This is a genomic window from Magnetospirillum sp. WYHS-4, assembly GCA_039908345.1.
Lineage (GTDB): Bacteria > Pseudomonadota > Alphaproteobacteria > Rhodospirillales > GLO-3 > JAMOBD01.
This window is the reverse complement of record JAMOBD010000081.1, coordinates 1-17,833: the sequence shown is the minus strand read 5'-3', so window position 1 is coordinate 17,833 and position 17,833 is coordinate 1. Positions and strand designations below refer to the sequence as shown.

Genomic DNA, 17,833 nt, shown 5'->3' with positions numbered 1-17,833 from the left:
CGCGACGGCGCCCGGCGCCACATCCTCGCCCATTGCGGCGAGCCCGATCTGGGGGGCGAGGCCGTGGGCCTCGCGGACCTGCTAGCGGACCAGGGATAGCCGTGGCCGGGGCGGCGGCGGGAAGCGCGGCGCCGGGGGCTTGAAGGGATTGTCGATATCCAGCGGATTGCTGCCCAGGACTTCCTCGAAAAAGGCATGGGCGCGGCGATCGATGCCCAGGAACTGCACGGCCAGGCGGCCTTCGCCCTCGGCGCGCGCCACGCGGGCCCGGATGTCCACCGGCCCGACCCGCCCCTCGTCGGCCAAGCCCAGTCCGGTGACGGCGAATAGCGATCCTGGCGTCAGCGGCCCGCCGTAACTTTCCACCAGGGCACCGCCGCGGCTCCAGATCGCGGCGACGAATGAGGTACCCCCGATCTCCAGCAGGATCGGCACGGCCTCGTGACGGGATTGGTGGCGCCGTTCCAGCATCGCCCTTCCTTCCCTTCATTCGCGAGCATGAAAGAATGGGCGGGAATCGGAAAGGAGGCTGTGCCGGCCGTCACTGGGCCAAGGCTATTTGGCGCCGGCCACTTTCGGCGGGCCGGTCAGGATGATCACGTCACCCGGCAGGGCCAAGTTGCCCATCAGGCGGGCCCGTTCGTCCAAGAGATCCGGGTCGAGGCTTTCGGCCTGCAGGCGGCGCACCCTGTCTTCCCAGGTACGGCGCTGCTGGACCACCCGCCCGGCGAAGCGCGAGGTGGCGTCGATCTGCTGGCGGATTTCCATCCAGGCCAGAAAGCCGCGTTCGCCGTTCACGGCATGATAGCCGAAATAGGCCATCGCCGCGATCCCACCCAAGGACCCCACGACATAACGCGCGCGTTTCCGGAATTCTTCCGCTATCGCCATCGATGAATCTTCTTCTGGTCCGACGCGGGCTTCTGTCCGCGTACCGGCATAACTTCTCAAGCCCGCCGACACTATTCCTCGGAAAGGATTGATGAGCCGTTAATTCACGGGCGCGGTTCGTGTTTTTCGTATTCGAATCAAGCCCACGCGAAAAGGGCGGCCACCGGGCCGCCCTTTGCATCCTTTGGGGCCCGGCCGATGGGCTACTTGCGCAGCACCGCCTTGCCGGCGTAACGGGAGGCGTTGTCCAGTTCTTCCTCGATGCGGATGAGCTGGTTGTACTTGGCCAAGCGGTCGGAGCGCGACAGGGAGCCGGTCTTGATCTGGCCGCAGTTGGTGGCGACCGCCAGGTCGGCGATGGTCGAGTCCTCGGTCTCGCCGGACCGGTGGCTCATCACGGCGGTGTAGCCGGCCTTGTGAGCCATCTCGACCGCTTCCAGAGTCTCCGACAGGGTGCCGATCTGGTTGACCTTGACCAGGACCGAGTTGGCGATGCCCTTGTCGATACCCTCGCGGAGAATCTTGGGATTGGTGACGAAGATATCGTCGCCCACCAACTGCACCTTGCCGCCCAGTGCTTCGGTCAGCATGGCCCAGCCGTCCCAGTCGTCTTCCGCCATGCCGTCCTCGACGGACACGATGGGAAATTTCTTGACCAGCTTTTCCAGGTACTTGACGTTGCCGGCCGAATCCAGGGTCTTGCCCTCGCCAGACAGCACGTACTTGCCCTTCTGGTAGTACTCGGAGGCGGCGCAGTCGAGCGCCAGGGCCACGTCGTCGCCGGGCTTGTAGCCGGCCTTCTCGATGGCCTTCATGATGAAGGACAAGGCCTCGTCGGCGCTCTTGAGGCCGGGCGCGAAGCCGCCCTCGTCGCCGACGTTGGTGTTGTGGCCGGCGTCGTGCAGCGCCTTCTTCAAGGCGGCGAAGACCTCGGCCCCCATGCGCACGGCGTCCGCCATCGTGAGTGCGCCCACCGGCATGATCATGAATTCCTGGATATCGATGGGATTGTCGGCATGCTTGCCGCCATTGACGATGTTCATCAGGGGCACCGGCATGGTGTGGGCGAAGGCACCACCGACGTAGCGGTAAAGGGGCAACCCGGCTTCTTCCGCCGAGGCCTTGGCGACCGCCAGGCTAACGCCCAGGATGGCGTTGGCGCCCAGGCGCTTCTTGTTGGCGGTGCCGTCCAGATCGATCATGGTACGGTCGATGAAGATCTGGTCGTCGGCCTCCAGGCCGGCCAGCGCTTCGAAGATCTCGCCGTTCACGGCATCGCAGGCCTTCCGCACGCCCTTGCCACCGTAACGCTTCTTGTCCCCGTCGCGCAGTTCGACCGCCTCGCGGGAACCGGTCGAAGCCCCCGAGGGCACCGCGGCGCGCCCGAAGGCGCCGCTGTCGAGCAGCACATCCACCTCGACGGTGGGGTTGCCGCGGGAATCCAGGATTTCACGGGCGTGAATGTCGATGATGGCGCTCATGGGAGACACTCCTCGGCGATAGGGAAATTCCTACCCGCAGTGATACATGCTGCGACCGCGAAAGGAAAGAGAGATGCGCTTGCCTTGATGGCGGCCATGTTTGATTATGCGCCGTAGCGACGGAACCATGATGCAGCCGGCGCGGGGACGGCGAATGGGCGATCCGGAAAAACTTCCAGCCTACGACATCAGGGATGTGAAGATCCTGATCGTGGACGGCAACAAGCACATGCGGCATCTGCTGAAGCAGATTCTGCATGTTTTTGCCGTCCGGAACCTGCGGGAAGCCGACGACGCGCTGACCGGATTCAAGGAATTCAAGGAGTTCAAGCCGGACATCGTGCTCACCGAATGGGAGCTGACGCCCATGGACGGCGCCGACTTCGTCCGCATGATCCGCCGAGCCGAGGACAGCCCCAACCCGATGGCCTCCATAATCATGATCACCGCCTACACGGAGGCCACCGTGGTGGCCACGGCGCGGGACTGCGGCATCAACGAATTCCTGGCCAAGCCGATCTCGCCCAACCGCCTTTACCGGCGCATCGCGGCACTGATCGACCGTCCGCGACCCTTCATCCGCAGCAAGACCTACGTCGGCCCGTGCCGCCACCGCCGCAAGATCGACGACTACGATGGCCCGCGTCGCCGCGAATCCGACGCCGACGACATCTTCGTCATCGACTGAGCGAGCGGCAATTCCACCCGCGCTTCCAATCCTCCCTGGTGGGGCCGGTTGACCAACTCCAGCCGCCCTCCCTGCTGGCGCCCCACCAGGTTGGCGGCGATGGCTAGCCCCAAACCGGTGCCTCCGGTTTCCCGCGATCGCGAGGCCTCCAGGCGATAGAAGGGCTTCAGCACATCGACGAGGTGGTCCTCGGGAATTCCGGGGCCTTGGTCCCGCACCGTAACGCGGACCACGCCTTCGTGCGTGTCCAGCCCGACGCGGGCGCAGGTGCCGTACTTCACCGCATTGTCGATCAGATTGGAAAAGACCCGGCGCAACGCGTCGGGGCGAGCCAGAACCTGGGCCATCGCCTCGCCCTCGTAGCTTACGTCGAGACCCGCATCGGCCGCGTCGTCGCAAAGGCTCTGCAGCAAGGAACCCAGATCGACGCGCTGGACCGGTTCCCGCGATTCCAGGCTTTGGGCCAGATCGAGGCCTTCCTCCACCAAGCCGTTCATCGACCGCAGATCTTCCAGCAGACGTCCCTTCAGGTCGTCGTCGGCCAATGGTTCCAACCGCAGTCGCATGCGGGTCAGGGGCGTCTTCAGGTCGTGGGCGATGGCGGCCAGGATGCGGGTCCGTTCGGCCACTTGGGCGCGAATGCGTTTCTGCATGGCGTTGAAGGCCTTGGCCGCCTGACGCATCTCGGTGGGACCGGTCTCGTCCAGGGGCGGGCGCTCCATGTCGCGGCCGAAGTCCTCCGCCGCCCGTGCCAGCCGTGCCAGCGGCCGCAGCGCCAGGCGGACCGCCATCCAGGCCGCCGCCGCCAGGATGGCTGCGAACAGCGCCCCGTTGACCGAAAGGAAGGCTCGTTCGCCCAGGGGCGGCCGGGGTGGCCGCAGGTCGACATGCTGAAGGCGTGCCGCCTGGCCGTCGGGAAAGGTCACCCGCGCCACGCTCAGGCGCGGCCGGGCGTCTCCGTCCCGCCCGGACCAACCGCCGTCGACGCGGGCCGCCGCCACTACCGCGTCGCCCAGCAGGTCGGCCAGTGCCGGCGCCGCCGGCAGGGCCTCGGCATCGGCGGGGGGATCAAGGGCGATCCGCCACTCCCGCTCGGGCAAGGCGCGAACGGCGGCGACGCGAGCCTCGGCAGATAGGGGAGAAAGCATCTGCACCACCGTCGCCAGGCGCGCCGCGCCGGCGCGGTCGCGAAACTGTTCGATCACCTGGGCCCGGTCCCGGCGTGCCAGTTCCGAGGTCAGGCCGACGGCCAGCAATACCGCCCCCACCAGCAACAGGAAGATGCGGAGCGCCAGGGACCCGGCGAGTCTTCCCATGCTAGGCCTCCATTTCGACCGGCGCCGCGAGCAGATAGCCCTCGCTGCGCAGGGTCTTGATCAGGACCGGGTCGCGAGCGTTGTCGCCCAGCTTCTGGCGCAGGCGACTGACCTGCAGGTCGATGGCACGGTCGAAAGGCTCGGCGTCGCGGCCTCGGGTCAGATCCATGAGCTGGTCGCGGGTGAGCACCCGATTGGGATGGGTGACGAAAGCGTGGAGCAGGCGGTACTCTGCCGCCGACAGCGACACCACCACGTCGTCGGGCGAGGTCAGTCGACGCGCCCCCGCGTCCAGGGCCCAGCCGGCGAAGCGATAGCGCCCGGCCGGCGGCGGCGCCAGATTGACCGGCAAGGCCTGGGCACGGCGCAGCACGCTGCGGATGCGGGCCAGCAGTTCGCGCGGCTCGAAGGGCTTGGTCAGGTAGTCGTCGGCGCCCATCTCCAGGCCCAGGACCCGGTCGAAGGGATCGCTTCGCGCTGTCAGCATGAGGACGGGCAGGTCGGAATCGGCGCGCAGCCGTCGGCAGAGCGCCAGACCGTCCTCGCCGGGCAGCATGATATCGAGCACCAGCAGGTCGATGCGGCCGGATTCCAAGACTTCGCGCATCTGGCGGCCATCGCCGGCCAAGCTGACCCGGTAGCCGTTGCGGCGCAGGTAATCCCCGACCAGGGAACGGATGTCCCGATCGTCGTCGACCACCAGGATATGGGGTTGCGTCTCCATGGGTCCATTCCTACTCCGTCCGAAGCCCGTCGTCATGGCCTGGACTGTATCGGTCCGTATCGGCGGCCGCAGGTTGCGACACAACGATACGATTTTCCCCTCGCGCCGACATATGCCCGATACATGGGGGGCCCATCATGCCCTTCATCGGCGATGACCGCCGTTCCCGATTCTCAAGGAGACCCCCCATGAAGTTGCCTTCCGCCAAGTCTCTTCTGTCCATCGCCGCCCTGTCGGCCATCGTCGCCGGTGGCGCGATGCTGCCCCGAGAGGCGGCGGCCGGCTCGCCGAATGCCGCCGCCTGCGAAAAAAGCGGGGGCAAGCACGGCGACTTCCGCAAGTCCATGGACAAGCGCCTGGACATCCTGCATCGCGACCTGAAACTCTCCGCCGAGCAGGAGACCGCCTGGACCGAATGGTCCGGCAAGGTCAAGTCCACCCTGGACGATGCCGCCAAGCGCCGCCCCGACTACCAGGCCATGACCACCCTGCCGGCGCCGGAACGCTTCGAGAAGCTGATCGAGATGGGCAAGGAGCGCCAGACGCGGCGCGAAGCCGACCTGGTGGCGCTGAAGGCCTTCTACGCCAAACTGACCCCCGACCAGCAGAAGATCTTCGACAAGGGCATGCCCTTCGGCCCCGACCATCGCAAGGACGGCAAGACGCCGGCCAAGAAGTAACCGGACACGAAACCCCGGTCGTCCCCTACAGGGCGACCGGGTTCTCCTTGGCCACCGCATCGAATTCCAGCAGGACTTCCAGCACGTCGGCCAGTTCGTGCAAGGGAATCATGTTGGGCCCGTCGGACAGGGCCTTGGCAGGGTTGTCGTGGGTTTCGATGAACACGGCCGCCACGCCCACCGCCACCGCCGCCCGCGCCAGCACGGGCGCGAATTCGCGCTGGCCGCCCGACGTGGTCCCCTGCCCGCCCGGCTGCTGCACCGAATGGGTGGCGTCGAAGACCACCGGACAGCCGGTCCGGCCCAGGATGGGCAGACCGCGCATGTCGGTGACCAGGGTGTTGTAGCCGAAGCTGGTGCCGCGTTCGCAGACCAGCACGTTCATGTTGCCGCTGCTTTCGATCTTCCGGACCACGTTGGCCATGTCCCAGGGCGCCAGGAACTGGCCCTTCTTGACGTTGATCGCCTTCATGGTCTGGCCGGCGGCCAGCAGCAAATCGGTCTGGCGGCAAAGAAAGGCCGGAATCTGCAGCATGTCCACCGCCTCGGCCACGGGGGCGCACTGGACGGCCTCGTGCACGTCGGTGATGACGGGACAGCCGTAAGTCTCGCGCACCTCGGCCAGGATCGGCAGGGCTTCCTTCATGCCCAGCCCGCGCGGCGTGTCGCCGCTGGTCCGGTTGGCCTTGTCGAAGGAGCTTTTGAACACGAAATCGCAGCCCAGGGCCCGGGTCATTTCGACCAGGGCATGGGCCATTTCCAAGGCATGGGCCCGGCTTTCCAGCGAACAGGGCCCGGCGATGACCGCCAGCGGCAGATCGTTGCCGAAGGTGACCTTGCCGACGGTGACGTGGCGGGGCTGGGTGGTCATGGCTCTTCCCCTTTGGTGGTCTTGTCGAGCGATGTGAAGAAGCGGTCGGCCCATGGCGAGGCGGCGCGGACCTTGGCGATGTCGAGGGTCTTCAAGATGCCGAACGAATCCCGGCCCTTGTCGTAGCCCCCTTTCCTGGTCATCTTCGCCGCCTTGGTCAATCCTTCGATAACGGCAGCCTTGGACGCGGCCTCGATACTGCCTCGGGGAAGTGCCTTTTCCTTGAAATCCTGCCCGAAATACTGCCGAAGCGCAGGAATATCGGCGAGAAACCAGGACTCCATGGCCTGGACCATGAAATGGCATTGGCCATCGGTCGCGCCCGGCGGTTGCCGCCAACCGCCTTCCTCGCGACCGCCCAAATGCGTCCAGGGAGATTCCTCCGAAACCGGCCCTTCGCTGTCCACGAGCAGGAGGGAGGTCTTCCCCGGCTCGGGATGTTCGAGCGCGGTGACGAAATCCTTGTAGGCCTCGTGGCGGCTGCCGCAGGCCACGAACTTCGGCATCCGGCCGCGCAGGCCGGCGCGGTCGGCCAGCATCCCGAACGCTTGGCGAAGCTTGATATCCAGGTTCTTGTTGCCCCCGCCTTCGACGAAGACTTCCGCTACCATCGGGTCGCCCCGATCTTTCCCTTCAGCCACAACTGGCCCAGCCGGTAGTCCTTGAGCCAGGGAGCGAGTTGGTCCTTGTCGAGGCGGCGCAGGGTCGTCCCGCCCTCCCCCTTCTCGCAGGCGACCACCGCCTCGGGGGTATCCGACAAGGCATCGACCAGGATGTCGGAGTGAGTGGTGACGATCAGTTGGGTCCGTTCCGAGGCCGCTCGCAGCAGCCTGGCGATGGTAGGCAGGATGTCCGGATGCAGGCCCATCTCCGGTTCCTCGATGCAGACCAGGGGCGGCGGCTCCGGATGGCAGAGGATGGCCAGCAGGCAGAGGTACCGGAGCGTACCGTCGGAAAGCCGCGTGGCCGAAACGGTGAACCGACCTTCGGTGAGAAAAACCTGAACCGTATTCGCCACGATGCTCACGTCGAAGTCGTCGAACTCGCCGGAGAATTCCCGCAGGTTTTCCAGCACGGCCCGCTTCGCGTCGGGATCGCTGCGCAGGCGGTTGAGCACCAAGCCCAGGTTGGAGGCGTCCTCCTCGAGGAACTCGGTCCGCATGTCGGCCCTCTGTCGCAGCCGGGGCGACGAATACCGACCCATCGTCCAGTCACGGTAAATCCGGATCGCTTCGAATTGCCGCCCTACCCACCAGAGTTCACGGTACCGAACGGGGTCCTTTCGCTGGGACAGGATCGACTGGTCGGAACCAACGTCTTCCTGCACGGATCGCGTCCCATCGCCAGTCGTCAAGACGACCGTCCCATCCTTGTGCTCGCAGAATACCGTGGGCGTGGAACTTCCCTGCGATGGCATCTCCAACTCGACCCTCTCATCGTCGACGCTCGGTCCACCGTACGCGCTTAGAGAAATGCGGTATCGCAGATTCCTTCCGCGATCCCACGGCAAGACAGTTTCCACCGTCGCCACGCCATCGCCATCCATCTCCCAGATCCAGTCCTCGAACAATCCTCCATCACCGGACACCTCACTCAAGTCACGTGGTGCCGCCTTAAGGAGGGATATCGCGTCGATGACGTTGGACTTCCCCGACCCGTTGGGGCCGATGAGGAGGTTGAGGGGCAGCAAGTCGAGCGGCTGGGAGTCGGGCCCGAAAGAAAGGAGGTTGGCGATGCGGAGGCTTTTCAGCATGGAGCCACCTTATCACACCAATCGCGACTGGTGCACCGCCGCCGCGATGAAGGAAGTGAACAGCGGGTGCGGTTCGAAGGGGCGGGACTTGAGTTCGGGGTGGAACTGCACGCCGACGAACCAGGGATGGTCGGGGATTTCGACGATCTCCGGCAGCAGGCCATCGGGCGACAGGCCGGAAAAACGCAGCCCGGCCCTTTCCAGGTCGGCGCGGTAGCGCGTGTTGACCTCGTAGCGGTGGCGGTGGCGCTCGAAAATGGTGTCAGCACCGAAAATTTGCCGGGCCCGCGAGCCTTCGGCTAGCCGGCACTCGAAGGCGCCCAGGCGCATGGTGCCGCCCAAGTCGCCGCCCGCGCGGCGGACCTGCAGTTCGCCTTCCTGCATCCATTCGGTCATCATGCCGACCACCGGATGTTCGGGCTCGCCGAATTCGGTGGAACCGGCGCCCGCCAAGCCCAGAAGGTGGCGCGCCGCCTCGATCACCGCCATCTGCATGCCCAGGCAGATGCCGAAGTAGGGCACCTGGCGTTCGCGAGCGAAACGCACCGCGGCGATCTTGCCTTCGGTACCGCGCTCGCCGAAGCCGCCGGGAACCAGGATGCCGTGCACGTCCTCCAGGTGCTGGACCGCGTCCTCGCGTTCGAAGATCTCGGCGTCGATCCAGCGGATGCCGACCTTGACCTGGTTGGCGATGCCGCCGTGAGCCAGAGCCTCCACCAACGACTTGTAGGCGTCGATCAGCACCGTGTACTTGCCGACCACGGCGATGGTCACCTCGCCTTCCGGCCGCGTCACCCGGTCGACGATGCCTTGCCAGCGCGACAGGTCGGGCGGCGGGACGGCGATGCCGAAATGGCGGCAGACTTGGTCGTCCAGGCCCTGTTCGTGGTAGGCGATGGGCACCCGGTAGATGGTGTCCACGTCGAGCGCCGGGATCACCGCCTCCTCGCGCACGTTGCAGAACAACGCGATCTTGCGCCGCTCGCCCGCGGGGATTTCCCGGTCGGCGCGGCAAAGCAGCACGTTGGCCCGGATGCCGACGTTCAGCAGTTCCTTCACCGAATGCTGGGTGGGCTTGGTCTTCAACTCGCCCGCCGCCGGGATATAGGGCAGAAGGGTCAAGTGCAGGTACAGGGCCCGCTCGGGGCCCAGTTCGTTGCCCAGCTGGCGGATGGCCTCCAGGAACGGCAGGCCCTCGATGTCGCCGACCGTGCCGCCGATCTCGCACAGCACGAAATCCTCGTCGCCTAGGTCGCTGCGCACGAAGTTCTTGATGGCGTCGGTGATGTGGGGAATCACCTGGATGGTGGCACCCAGATAGTCGCCCCGCCGCTCCTTGGCGATCACCTCGGAATAGATGCGTCCGGTGGTGACGTTGTCGCCCTTGCGGGCCGAAACGCCGGTGTAGCGTTCGTAATGGCCCAGGTCCAGGTCGGTCTCGGCCCCGTCGTCGGTCACGTAGACCTCGCCGTGCTGGTAGGGGCTCATGGTCCCCGGATCGACGTTGATGTAGGGGTCGAGCTTGCGCAGCCGGACCTTGAAGCCGCGCGCCTGCAACAGGGCGCCCAGAGCCGCCGAAGCCAGCCCCTTGCCCAAGGACGATACCACGCCGCCGGTGATGAAGATGAACCGCGTCATGGAGCTGCACCGTATACCAGATCGCGTCCGAGCAGAAAGAGGAAAGGCGGCTTGACGCCGCCCTTCCGATCGCATTAGCTGGAAGGCCCTTTTCCTTCCCGTTACCGCCCTGCCTGCCTACTTGGCCACCGGAGCGCTCGGCTCGGCGGGTTCGGCCGGCTTGGGCGGCTCGACAGCGGGTACGGGCGCGGCCGGCTGTTGGACGGCCGGGGCCGAGGGAGCGGGAGCCACATCCAGAATCGAACGCTTCTCGGCGCGGTGGTTAGCCATCATCGCCAGGACGATGCTTGTGGCGAAGAAGCCGGCCGCCAGAATCGCCGTGGCGCGTGTGAGCAGATTCGCCGTCGACCGGCCGGTCATGAAACCGCTCATGCCGCCACCCAGGCCGCTCAGGGCCCCGCCTTCGCTACGCTGGATCAGGATCACCCCGACCAGCCCGATGGCAAGCAGGAGATGAATGACGAGAATCACCGTGGTCATGGCTCGCGCCTCTTGGAATTCCGTGAATGGGGTGCTTCTAGACCAGACCGCGCGGCAATGCCAGCCGAATCGTCATCGACGGCCCGTGGCCCGCCGCCTTTCCGTCGCGGAGAACCGAGCCGGAAAACCGGTTTCACCCGCCCCGGAAGGCCTCTGGCCGACGCGGCGGGAGTACCACAAGGAATTCGGGCGCATAGCTCAGATGGTAGAGCAGCTGACTCTTAATCAGCGGGCCGTAGGTTCGAGTCCTACTGCGCCCACCAATCAAATCAAGGCCTTAGCTGGTATCCGGCTAAGGCCTTGATGCTTTCAGGGAGCACATAGGGAGCACGGGAATTTCTGGTGCTCCCTTTCCGCTTTCCGTCATCCTTATTGATGATTCTCCGGGAATGCGCTTTCGATCTTGCTGATCGTCGCACTATAGACGACGGGTCAAGGGCCGCGCAGAGCCACGCGCAACAACGTGAGCATGGCGAGCACGGCCAACTCAGCGCAGCGTCGCAGCACACATCAAGATAAGCACTGCGACCATTCGTCAATTTGAGTCGCAACTGTACACTCATTAACGGAATTGGGCTGCCGACACGTGGGGCCGGTATGGCTTGTTACGCTGTTGGGCAAGGGCCTGGCGGCAGGCACTCCCCCCGCCAAAGCCAAAAGGCCCCCGGACGAATCGCCCATGGTGATGAGTGGAGATGTGGCGCGTAAAAATCTATACGATAACTTGACAACAACTATTTTACTGTCAACTTGACTATATGTACAAAATAGGATAATAACTAGAAAATCATAAGCTGTTTCTATGTAACAGGGGTGGCGGATATGAGAAAATCAGTTATACTTTCTATTTATGTTGTTTGTGTTTCAGCTTGCGTAAGAGACGGGGATCGTCTTGATTACCACTCTCCGTTGCAGCTGTGCATGGACTACCTCACTACTCCTTTGCCGCCTCAACATGATCAGTTTGGTTTTCAGCAGTCTGGATTACGGTGGGCAGCTGAAGGACACAAAATGCGTGTAGCTCAAGAACTTGCTCGACGAGGTGAAGATTGCTCTCGTTATTTAGGGGCTGCTGCGGCCCAAAACCAAGCTAATGAAGCAGCCATCAGATCGTCTCAGCAAATTGAAGGCCCGCGCACGTATATGATAAATGGTAGAATTGTTACGTGCACATCAATGGGACCAATGACAAATTGCTTTTGAGGGCACCTCAAATAATCCTGCATTCTGGCGATGATGGCCTAGAATCTGGCCATGGACGACGGGGTGGGGGCGACGATGGGTCAGATGGGCTTCTTCGAGAGCCGCCGGAGTCTGGTATCCCAGGGCCGAATTGGGGCCTGGTGGTGTTGTAGTCGGTCACCCAGGGGGTGCAATTTGCAGGGCATATCATAACGCAGAGGATCTAAGGTTTGTCCGATGAACAATCAGGATTGGGGGGTGGTTTGGTTGTTGGTCCATATCAGCCGCATTACAAAATGCGACAGGTCTGCCTCCAAATCTGGTCGGACCTTCCGCCAAGGTCGAGTGCCCAATCAGTGATGTTCAACGCAGCGGCATGGAATGCATGCTTGTGGCACCAGTCCAGGGCGTCCGTTGTTGCGATCATGACCCGCCCGCCGATCCTGCGATGGGTTGGGGCAGTGCCGCGTTTGCATTGGGCGTAGAACGTTGACCTGGAGATGCCCGTAAGGCGGATGAACTCGGGCAACGTCATGATCGGCGGTCGCCTGGTGAGCTTATGGAGTTCTTCCACATTCAGCATGACCGGTAGGCGATCCTGCATCTGGGTGAACTGGACGCCACGCCATATCCGTTGCCCGTTGGATTTCGCATAGACGGCCCCGAAGTCACGCAGCGCGGCGGACAGGATATGGATGGAAGGGGGAGCAAGGCCGTTTGATCGGCACCAGTCCTTACACACCATCATGAGCCCTGCTGACCGGATGTACTTGTCGTTGTCGGTGCGGACCAGGGCATTGGCGATGAAGGTAGCGGCGACGGCAGAGCGCACCATTCGGTTGGAATAGCCCATATGGCGCGGCGACGTACCGTCAGGCATTGGGAGTTCGGGGATATCTGGGGGGATGTTTGTCATGGTGTGGCCTGTTCTCAAGGGGAGGGCGTTCTAATGGGTGGGCCTGGACCTGTCCTACCTGGCTAACCTGTCCTGCCCAAAAACGGCCCTTCGGAATCTATAATGAATTTTCTATGACCCATTAATTAGGTAGGACAGGTAGGACAGGTAGGGAAACACCTTGATTTCTGCGTGTCTTCATCGTCCCACCAGGGGGAGAAAGGTCGGACAGGTTAGCCATTCTTTTTCTCATCGTCGGGCCAATCGACTCTCTGGCCCATTCTTTCTTCGAAGTTGGCGCGGCACTCGACCAAGGGTGGAAAGCTGTAACCCCATGGTCTTGTCTTTCCATTAGTACGCCGGTTCCTTTTCAGGTTCGGCACCATTCTGTGCAGCCAGGTTCCGAGTTCGGTCTGTGTTGCACGCCCTCTGGCAAAGCCAGCTTCGGCGGTGAAGGTGTCATGCAGTTCCGAGATCGGCACAAAATCTGTCCAGCCTCTTCCGGGGGCCAACTCTCCCGAATACAGGCGGCCGTACCACCATTTGTCGACGCCGTTCAGCGAGGCAAGCTTCATCCCTAGCAGGGCGTTCGTCCTCGGAACGGAGCGTAGGTTGATGCCCTCGATATTATGGTGCTGGAGAAAATGTAGCAGAGCTGCGAGGCCCCCGTTGTCTCGCCATGCGGCCAAAGCCTGAAAATACGCATGGTCTTCGCGGTGGACATCGGAGACGTCGAGGACGAGGTATCTGCGCTCATCTCCAGCCGCCGCCACAAGGCGTTCATGGTTTCCGGCGATGATGATCCGGAGGAGATTTTTGGCTTGGATAACGTCCACGCCTTTCGGCTCGATCGACAGGGTAGGCGCGGTAACTAGGTTCTTCAACGTTGACTGTGCAACCTTGGTTTCGAAGGAGCCTTCGTCGGCGAAGACCACCAGCTTATCGAGGAGATGGCTATTGAAGTTTCCGACAAGGTGGCGAGGGTTGTTCACTTCAATGAAATGCTGTCCGAAGAGCATCCCAAAAGTCTCCGCGAAGAAGCTCTTGCCAATACCCTGTCCACCCCTGAGGACCAATGCCGTGCCAGGTCGCCTCACTGGATTTTGGATAGCATCTGCTAGCCATGCCACGACATAGGCATAAACGGCCTGATCCCCTGCGCAAATGACGGCATGGATGAAGTCCAAGAATGGCTTGACCTCTCCTTCCTCTGGCGCAACGGCAAATCCCTTCCAGAGGTTATAGACACCCTCTGGGACCTTTCCATTTGGAACGAACATGATCCCGGATAGGAATTCTCGGCGCTGTGGATCGCTGAGCCACCGAGAGGCAACAGGCTCCAATCTTCCATTCACGCGGACCCTTTGGTTCTCAAGAAGGACTTCAAAATCTCCCCTTGTCATAAATTCGACACGCCGCATCCAGGGACTGCTTGGACCAAACTCCTCACATAAGATGCGCACCTTGCCGTTGACCTTCACAACTGCAAACTGGCCGTTCAGATATGAGAGCCAGGTTTTCCAGGAGGATCTTGGCCCCGGATACATGACTAGGAAGACCTTGCACCAAGTGCCTCTGATTGGTCCTCTAGCCATGCCCGGAGGTCGCCAGACCGGTATGCGACGATGCGGGGGCCAATCTTGATGAACCGTGGTCCATGGCCTTCCACGGCCCACCTGGCGGCCGTCTGAGCGGAGATTGGAATGTATCGGGGGAGGTCGATCCGCCGGATCAGGGTTTCGTCATCGGCGGGCAGGGGGAGTAACACAGTGGTCTTTTTCATCAGTATCTCCATCATCTGGAATCTTGTGCCATGCTGGCACTCGGTTCCGATGGGAGATAGGGACACTATTCGGTCAGCTTCCTGAGTCGGTTGTATGTGGTAATGAATGCATTAGGCCTGCCCTCCATCACAGCACTCGCGGCTTGATGAACTGCCTTTTCGCGGTCACCCCTAGCTCGATTGAACTGGCGTTTGGCGTCTACGCCATCTCGCTTCGGAATTTCCTCCTGGAGAAGCGTCCAAGCCTCTGCGGCAGATAACCCACTGACGATGAGGTGCATGATGATGGGAAATAGGAGGTAGATATCTGAGACTGGCGAACCTCGCCGAGCTTGCTTGATGTCGGGGGTCGCCTTTCGCTCCATTGCCTCGCGGATCAGCCGTTGAGTGCCTTCCGGAAACATCTTGATGGCATCTTCGTAGCCTTGTTTCCCTGGCTCTGCTTCTGCCACCAGAAGACGGTTTACCTTTTCGATTAACCAGTCCGGGGAGCCTTTATTGCCCGCACGTTTGGTGACGATCTTCCGCCTTTCCATCACAATGCCCTACGTCGGGAAGTATTCGTCGCGGCTGAGTTTCGGACGATTGAGGTCACGCTTGCGCATCTAAATTTGCCCCTTCCGTTGGGCGGTAATTGCGCTTGCTCGGAATAACTCCACGAACCCCGCCCCGTGGCTCCTCAATGTCTCCTGTTCGTCGAGGGATCAGATGAATGTGGACGTGGAAAACCGTCTGTCCCGCTGACTGTCCTGCATTCGCGCCGACATTGAAACCATCAATTGCCTGATCCGCCGACTTGAGACCATCACGGCACTGGTGGAGCAACTGTTCGACGGCGTTCCGCTCGGCATGGTACAGGTCGAAATAGTCCGCAACATGCCGACGTGGGATGATGAGCGTGTGCCCCTCTGTCACAGGATACGCATCGCGGATGGCATAGGCCAACTCGTTTTCAGCGATGATCCGGTCATTCGGGATGCTGCAGAATGGGCAGTCGAGCTTTCGGGTCGCATAGCTTGCCTGTACGGCGGCAAAATCCGTGTCATCCCGGTCGCGCTTCTCCGCGTTGCAGCGGTAGCAGAGGGCTTGAAGGTTCGATACGTCGTCTGTGCCGCCTTTGTTGCGTGGCAGAATGTGGTCCACTTCGAGGGCGCGCTGATCCCGCACGCCTCGCATCGTCCTTTCGCTCGTCGGATGATGTCGTACCGGAGACTGCCGGGTACGTAGCCAGATGACTTCTTGCGATGTTGCCAGGGCGCGATGCCGCGCTTTTCCAAATACTCGGTCAGCTTGTCATCGCAGAGTTTGGCAAGCGTTTGCCGCTCACCATCGGTGAGGTCGAGATATGCAGCTGCGAAGCGGTAAGTTTGGCCGTCTCGCTCGACGATGCCATGTTTTCCGAGAACACGGCCGGGCATCTCGCGGGCGATAACCTCGTAGTATTCGATCTGGCTCTGATCCTCGCTCAGAAAGGCTTTGGCGATGGCGTTGCGAGAGGCTTTCCCGCCGTTCAGTAGGAGAGTTTTCAGCATTACCGGTTGGTAGATGTGTGACATCCGCATCCGGTCGGTGATGAAGGCCTTCAGGTCATCAAATGCGCTCGCCATTCTCAAATTCTCTAGCATCCAGGCTCGTGGGGCAAGGGCGTCAATTGAGATGGTCGCTTATCTCGACCCTGGCAGGCTTGGGTAAGGGTCGTTTAACCACTACCTTCCTCCTCTGCTCCTGCTGGGGCAGTGTGCTCTGATCGCCGGTCATTTCAGCGCCCCAAGCCTCACCACGTTATCCGAGACAATACCATCGACAAGGGCCTGAACATGGCGTCCCCATGCATCGATAGCGGCCTTGCGTTCGGAAAGAAAATCGTGGCGCTGGTAGACGGCGGCAACGCCGGAAATAGTGCCTGATTGATGGTTCAGTATCTTGTCTGCAACGTGCGGCGCAATGCCAAGCTTGGCAAGTCCACTGGTCACAGTGCGTCGGATGTCATGGATGCGCCAATTGGACACGCCGCTGAGTTCATCGAGGCGTGCTTTTGATTTTGAGAAGCCGCTGAATGGGGTCTTGCCGTTGGTCGTGAACACATAGTCGCCAATCTTGGGTGCGGCATCGAGCAAAGCCCTGGCCTGTGCAGACAAGTGGACGAAATGGGGTTTTCCGTTCTTGGTCCGACTGCCTGGAATGGTCCATACACTAGTATCCAGGTTGAGTTCATCCCATCGCATGTCGGCAACCTCATCCCGGCGCTGGGCAGTGAAGATCAGCGTGTGCATGATCCCGGAGAATGCGCCGCCTATCGTGGTCGCCGCGTTGATGATGGCGACAAGTTCATCGTCGGTCAGTACGCGATCACGGGCAACCTCCCGAATTGGCGCGCTGATGCCTTCGCAGGGCGACACGGTGATGATGCCGCGCGACATTGCCCAGTTGAAAAGCTTACGAAGCGCAGCGAGAAGCCGGTTCGCCATGATCGGAGAACCGCGAGAGACAACCTGGTCCAACAGGTCGATCACGTCTCGCTTGCCGATGCCATGGATGCTGCGCTTGCCCCATTTAGGGAGCACGTCCTGTTGCAGAATCCGCTTCGTCTCTTCGACTGTGCGATTTTGTGCGGCATGTTTCTCCAGGAAGTCGGCTGCGATGTCTCCGAAGCGGTCAGAGATCGCACGTACCTTCGCAGTCTGGCGTTCCAATGCAACATCGCGACCTTCAGCACGAAGGCCGAGAATGCGACGGGCTTCATTCCGCGCATTGTGGAGCGTGACAGGGCCATGCGGGCCGAGAAAGACCTTTCTTGTCGGTGTTCCGCGCCCACCTGGCCGATACTGAACCAGAAAGACCTTCCGTCCTTTCGGAGTGACCTTGACACCAAACCCCGCCAGGTCTTCATCCCAGAAAAAGGCGTCTCGTTCGCCCGGTTCGAGGTCGTCAATTGCTCGCTTGGATAACTTGATGGTGGGCAATGTCAGGTGCTCCTTGACCGTGCTCCCTAGCTGGATTATAGGGAGCACCAGGGAGCCAATTCAAGGCATTTCTCGGAATTCAGCGGAATAGATCACGTCATATATCGTGTTGTTATTGCATACATAACCAACGAAGCGGAATTCTGAAGAAACATGGATTGCCTGACTCTTAATCAGCGGGCCGTAGGTTCGAGTCCTACTGCGCCCACCAAATTTTCCAAGGGGTTACGGAGCGATCCGTAACCCCTTTGAATTTGGAAAAGGCCTCCGGGGCACAAACGGGGGCACAAATCGGCGGCGGGGCACATAGCTGAAAATCGGTGACCGTCTCGACTCGCGCCCGTCGCGGGCGTAGCCTGTTTCCGCCTTCCGGTGCGGCTATTTCCACCTGGGGCATCGCGATGCCTCCCTTTAGGGAGAAATCCGATGGCTCAGTTTGGCAAACAGCTCGTATCCAAGAAGGAGTTGAGGACCGTCTGTGGCATCCC

Annotated in this window: 18 protein-coding genes, 1 tRNA gene and 1 pseudogene; 4 read left to right on the top strand and 16 right to left on the bottom strand. The window is 61.8% G+C overall.

The annotated features are described in order from the left end of the window. Window positions 1-81 precede the first annotated feature (81 nt). From H7841_16610 to eno, 3 genes are all read right to left on the bottom strand, one after another. Complete coding sequence (locus H7841_16610; GenBank protein ID MEO5338487.1) at window positions 82-471, bottom strand: PilZ domain-containing protein; 390 nt, start codon at window positions 469-471, stop codon at window positions 82-84. A gap of 84 nt (window positions 472-555) precedes the next feature. Next, window positions 556-891, bottom strand: coding sequence for a septum formation initiator family protein (locus H7841_16605; GenBank protein MEO5338486.1), 336 nt, complete (start codon window positions 889-891; stop codon window positions 556-558). A 203-nt stretch (window positions 892-1,094) separates the two neighbouring features. Beyond that, entirely contained in the window at window positions 1,095-2,372 is a 1,278-nt protein-coding gene (gene eno / locus H7841_16600; protein MEO5338485.1) for a phosphopyruvate hydratase, read from the bottom strand. A gap of 154 nt (window positions 2,373-2,526) precedes the next feature. On the opposite strand from eno, the gene H7841_16595 reads away from it, so the two are divergent. Next, window positions 2,527-3,060, top strand: coding sequence for a response regulator (locus tag H7841_16595; GenBank protein ID MEO5338484.1), 534 nt, complete (start codon window positions 2,527-2,529; stop codon window positions 3,058-3,060). On the opposite strand, the gene H7841_16590 is transcribed toward H7841_16595, so the two are convergent. Then, entirely contained in the window at window positions 3,003-4,376 is a 1,374-nt protein-coding gene (locus H7841_16590; protein MEO5338483.1) for an ATP-binding protein, read from the bottom strand. The two genes, H7841_16595 and H7841_16590, sit on opposite strands and share 58 nt — an antisense overlap. Window position 4,377: 1 nt before the next feature. Beyond that, window positions 4,378-5,100 (bottom strand): response regulator transcription factor, encoded by a 723-nt coding sequence (locus H7841_16585; GenBank protein ID MEO5338482.1) that lies wholly within the window; start codon window positions 5,098-5,100, stop codon window positions 4,378-4,380. A 188-nt stretch (window positions 5,101-5,288) separates the two neighbouring features. On the opposite strand from H7841_16585, the gene H7841_16580 reads away from it, so the two are divergent. Next, the gene (locus H7841_16580; protein ID MEO5338481.1) at window positions 5,289-5,780 is read left to right on the top strand and encodes a Spy/CpxP family protein refolding chaperone; all 492 of its coding nucleotides are present in this window, start codon (window positions 5,289-5,291) and stop codon (window positions 5,778-5,780) included. A gap of 25 nt (window positions 5,781-5,805) precedes the next feature. Here H7841_16580 and kdsA read toward each other — a convergent pair whose 3' ends face one another. From kdsA to secG, 6 genes and pseudogenes are all read right to left on the bottom strand, one after another. After that, window positions 5,806-6,651 carry a 3-deoxy-8-phosphooctulonate synthase gene (gene kdsA / locus H7841_16575; GenBank protein MEO5338480.1) on the bottom strand — a complete coding sequence of 282 codons (846 nt, stop codon included), beginning with the start codon at window positions 6,649-6,651 and terminating at the stop codon, window positions 5,806-5,808. Further along, on the bottom strand, window positions 6,648-7,262 hold the full coding sequence (locus H7841_16570; protein MEO5338479.1) for a DUF4276 family protein: 615 nt from the start codon (window positions 7,260-7,262) through the stop codon (window positions 6,648-6,650). Before H7841_16570 ends, kdsA begins: the two co-directional genes overlap by 4 nt. Further along, window positions 7,256-7,813, bottom strand: coding sequence for an AAA family ATPase (locus H7841_16565; protein ID MEO5338478.1), 558 nt, complete (start codon window positions 7,811-7,813; stop codon window positions 7,256-7,258). The genes H7841_16570 and H7841_16565 overlap by 7 nt, the downstream gene beginning before the upstream one ends. 447 nt (window positions 7,814-8,260) lie before the next feature. Then, window positions 8,261-8,404 (bottom strand): annotated as a pseudogene (locus H7841_16560) (AAA family ATPase). 12 nt (window positions 8,405-8,416) lie between these two features. Next, entirely contained in the window at window positions 8,417-10,042 is a 1,626-nt protein-coding gene (locus H7841_16555; GenBank protein ID MEO5338477.1) for a CTP synthase, read from the bottom strand. A 117-nt stretch (window positions 10,043-10,159) separates the two neighbouring features. Then, on the bottom strand, window positions 10,160-10,522 hold the full coding sequence (gene secG, locus H7841_16550) for a preprotein translocase subunit SecG (protein MEO5338476.1): 363 nt from the start codon (window positions 10,520-10,522) through the stop codon (window positions 10,160-10,162). A 187-nt stretch (window positions 10,523-10,709) separates the two neighbouring features. On the opposite strand from secG, the gene H7841_16545 reads away from it, so the two are divergent. Then, window positions 10,710-10,785: transfer RNA gene (locus H7841_16545), tRNA-Lys, on the top strand. Window positions 10,786-11,993: 1,208 nt separating this feature from the next. Here H7841_16545 and H7841_16540 read toward each other — a convergent pair. The 4 genes from H7841_16540 to H7841_16525 all read right to left on the bottom strand — a co-directional run bounded on the left by H7841_16540 (window position 11,994) and on the right by H7841_16525 (window position 15,549). After that, a complete protein-coding gene (locus H7841_16540) occupies window positions 11,994-12,620 on the bottom strand; it encodes a helix-turn-helix domain-containing protein (protein MEO5338475.1) in 627 nt (208 codons plus the stop codon). A 212-nt stretch (window positions 12,621-12,832) separates the two neighbouring features. Then, window positions 12,833-14,194 carry a DUF5906 domain-containing protein gene (locus tag H7841_16535; protein MEO5338474.1) on the bottom strand — a complete coding sequence of 454 codons (1,362 nt, stop codon included), beginning with the start codon at window positions 14,192-14,194 and terminating at the stop codon, window positions 12,833-12,835. 253 nt (window positions 14,195-14,447) lie between these two features. After that, window positions 14,448-14,918 (bottom strand): hypothetical protein, encoded by a 471-nt coding sequence (locus tag H7841_16530; GenBank protein MEO5338473.1) that lies wholly within the window; start codon window positions 14,916-14,918, stop codon window positions 14,448-14,450. 55 nt (window positions 14,919-14,973) lie between these two features. Next, a complete protein-coding gene (locus H7841_16525) occupies window positions 14,974-15,549 on the bottom strand; it encodes an HIT domain-containing protein (GenBank protein MEO5338472.1) in 576 nt (191 codons plus the stop codon). Window positions 15,550-15,626: 77 nt separating this feature from the next. Between H7841_16525 and H7841_16520 the strand changes: the two genes are divergently transcribed. Beyond that, on the top strand, window positions 15,627-15,899 hold the full coding sequence (locus H7841_16520) for a hypothetical protein (GenBank protein MEO5338471.1): 273 nt from the start codon (window positions 15,627-15,629) through the stop codon (window positions 15,897-15,899). A gap of 237 nt (window positions 15,900-16,136) precedes the next feature. On the opposite strand, the gene H7841_16515 is transcribed toward H7841_16520, so the two are convergent. Then, window positions 16,137-17,345, bottom strand: coding sequence for a tyrosine-type recombinase/integrase (locus H7841_16515; GenBank protein MEO5338470.1), 1,209 nt, complete (start codon window positions 17,343-17,345; stop codon window positions 16,137-16,139). Window positions 17,346-17,833: the final 488 nt, after the last annotated feature.

Excerpts from the sequence above, each read along its gene's own strand:
- H7841_16605 (MEO5338486.1), bottom strand. The coding sequence starts at position 891 with ATGGCGATAGCGGAAGAATTCCGGAAACGCGCGCGTTATGTCGTGGGG.
- H7841_16555 (MEO5338477.1), bottom strand. The coding sequence starts at position 10,042 with ATGACGCGGTTCATCTTCATCACCGGCGGCGTGGTATCGTCCTTGGGC.
- eno (MEO5338485.1), bottom strand. The coding sequence starts at position 2,372 with ATGAGCGCCATCATCGACATTCACGCCCGTGAAATCCTGGATTCCCGC.
- H7841_16570 (MEO5338479.1), bottom strand. The coding sequence starts at position 7,262 with ATGGTAGCGGAAGTCTTCGTCGAAGGCGGGGGCAACAAGAACCTGGAT.
- H7841_16595 (MEO5338484.1), top strand. The coding sequence starts at position 2,527 with ATGGGCGATCCGGAAAAACTTCCAGCCTACGACATCAGGGATGTGAAG.
- H7841_16520 (MEO5338471.1), top strand. The coding sequence starts at position 15,627 with ATGTTGCCAGGGCGCGATGCCGCGCTTTTCCAAATACTCGGTCAGCTT.
- secG (MEO5338476.1), bottom strand. The coding sequence starts at position 10,522 with ATGACCACGGTGATTCTCGTCATTCATCTCCTGCTTGCCATCGGGCTG.
- H7841_16590 (MEO5338483.1), bottom strand. The coding sequence starts at position 4,376 with ATGGGAAGACTCGCCGGGTCCCTGGCGCTCCGCATCTTCCTGTTGCTG.
- H7841_16535 (MEO5338474.1), bottom strand. The coding sequence starts at position 14,194 with ATGGCTAGAGGACCAATCAGAGGCACTTGGTGCAAGGTCTTCCTAGTC.
- H7841_16565 (MEO5338478.1), bottom strand. The coding sequence starts at position 7,813 with ATGCGGACCGAGTTCCTCGAGGAGGACGCCTCCAACCTGGGCTTGGTG.
- H7841_16530 (MEO5338473.1), bottom strand. The coding sequence starts at position 14,918 with ATGGAAAGGCGGAAGATCGTCACCAAACGTGCGGGCAATAAAGGCTCC.
- H7841_16540 (MEO5338475.1), bottom strand. The coding sequence starts at position 12,620 with ATGACAAACATCCCCCCAGATATCCCCGAACTCCCAATGCCTGACGGT.
- H7841_16610 (MEO5338487.1), bottom strand. The coding sequence starts at position 471 with ATGCTGGAACGGCGCCACCAATCCCGTCACGAGGCCGTGCCGATCCTG.
- H7841_16580 (MEO5338481.1), top strand. The coding sequence starts at position 5,289 with ATGAAGTTGCCTTCCGCCAAGTCTCTTCTGTCCATCGCCGCCCTGTCG.
- H7841_16585 (MEO5338482.1), bottom strand. The coding sequence starts at position 5,100 with ATGGAGACGCAACCCCATATCCTGGTGGTCGACGACGATCGGGACATC.
- kdsA (MEO5338480.1), bottom strand. The coding sequence starts at position 6,651 with ATGACCACCCAGCCCCGCCACGTCACCGTCGGCAAGGTCACCTTCGGC.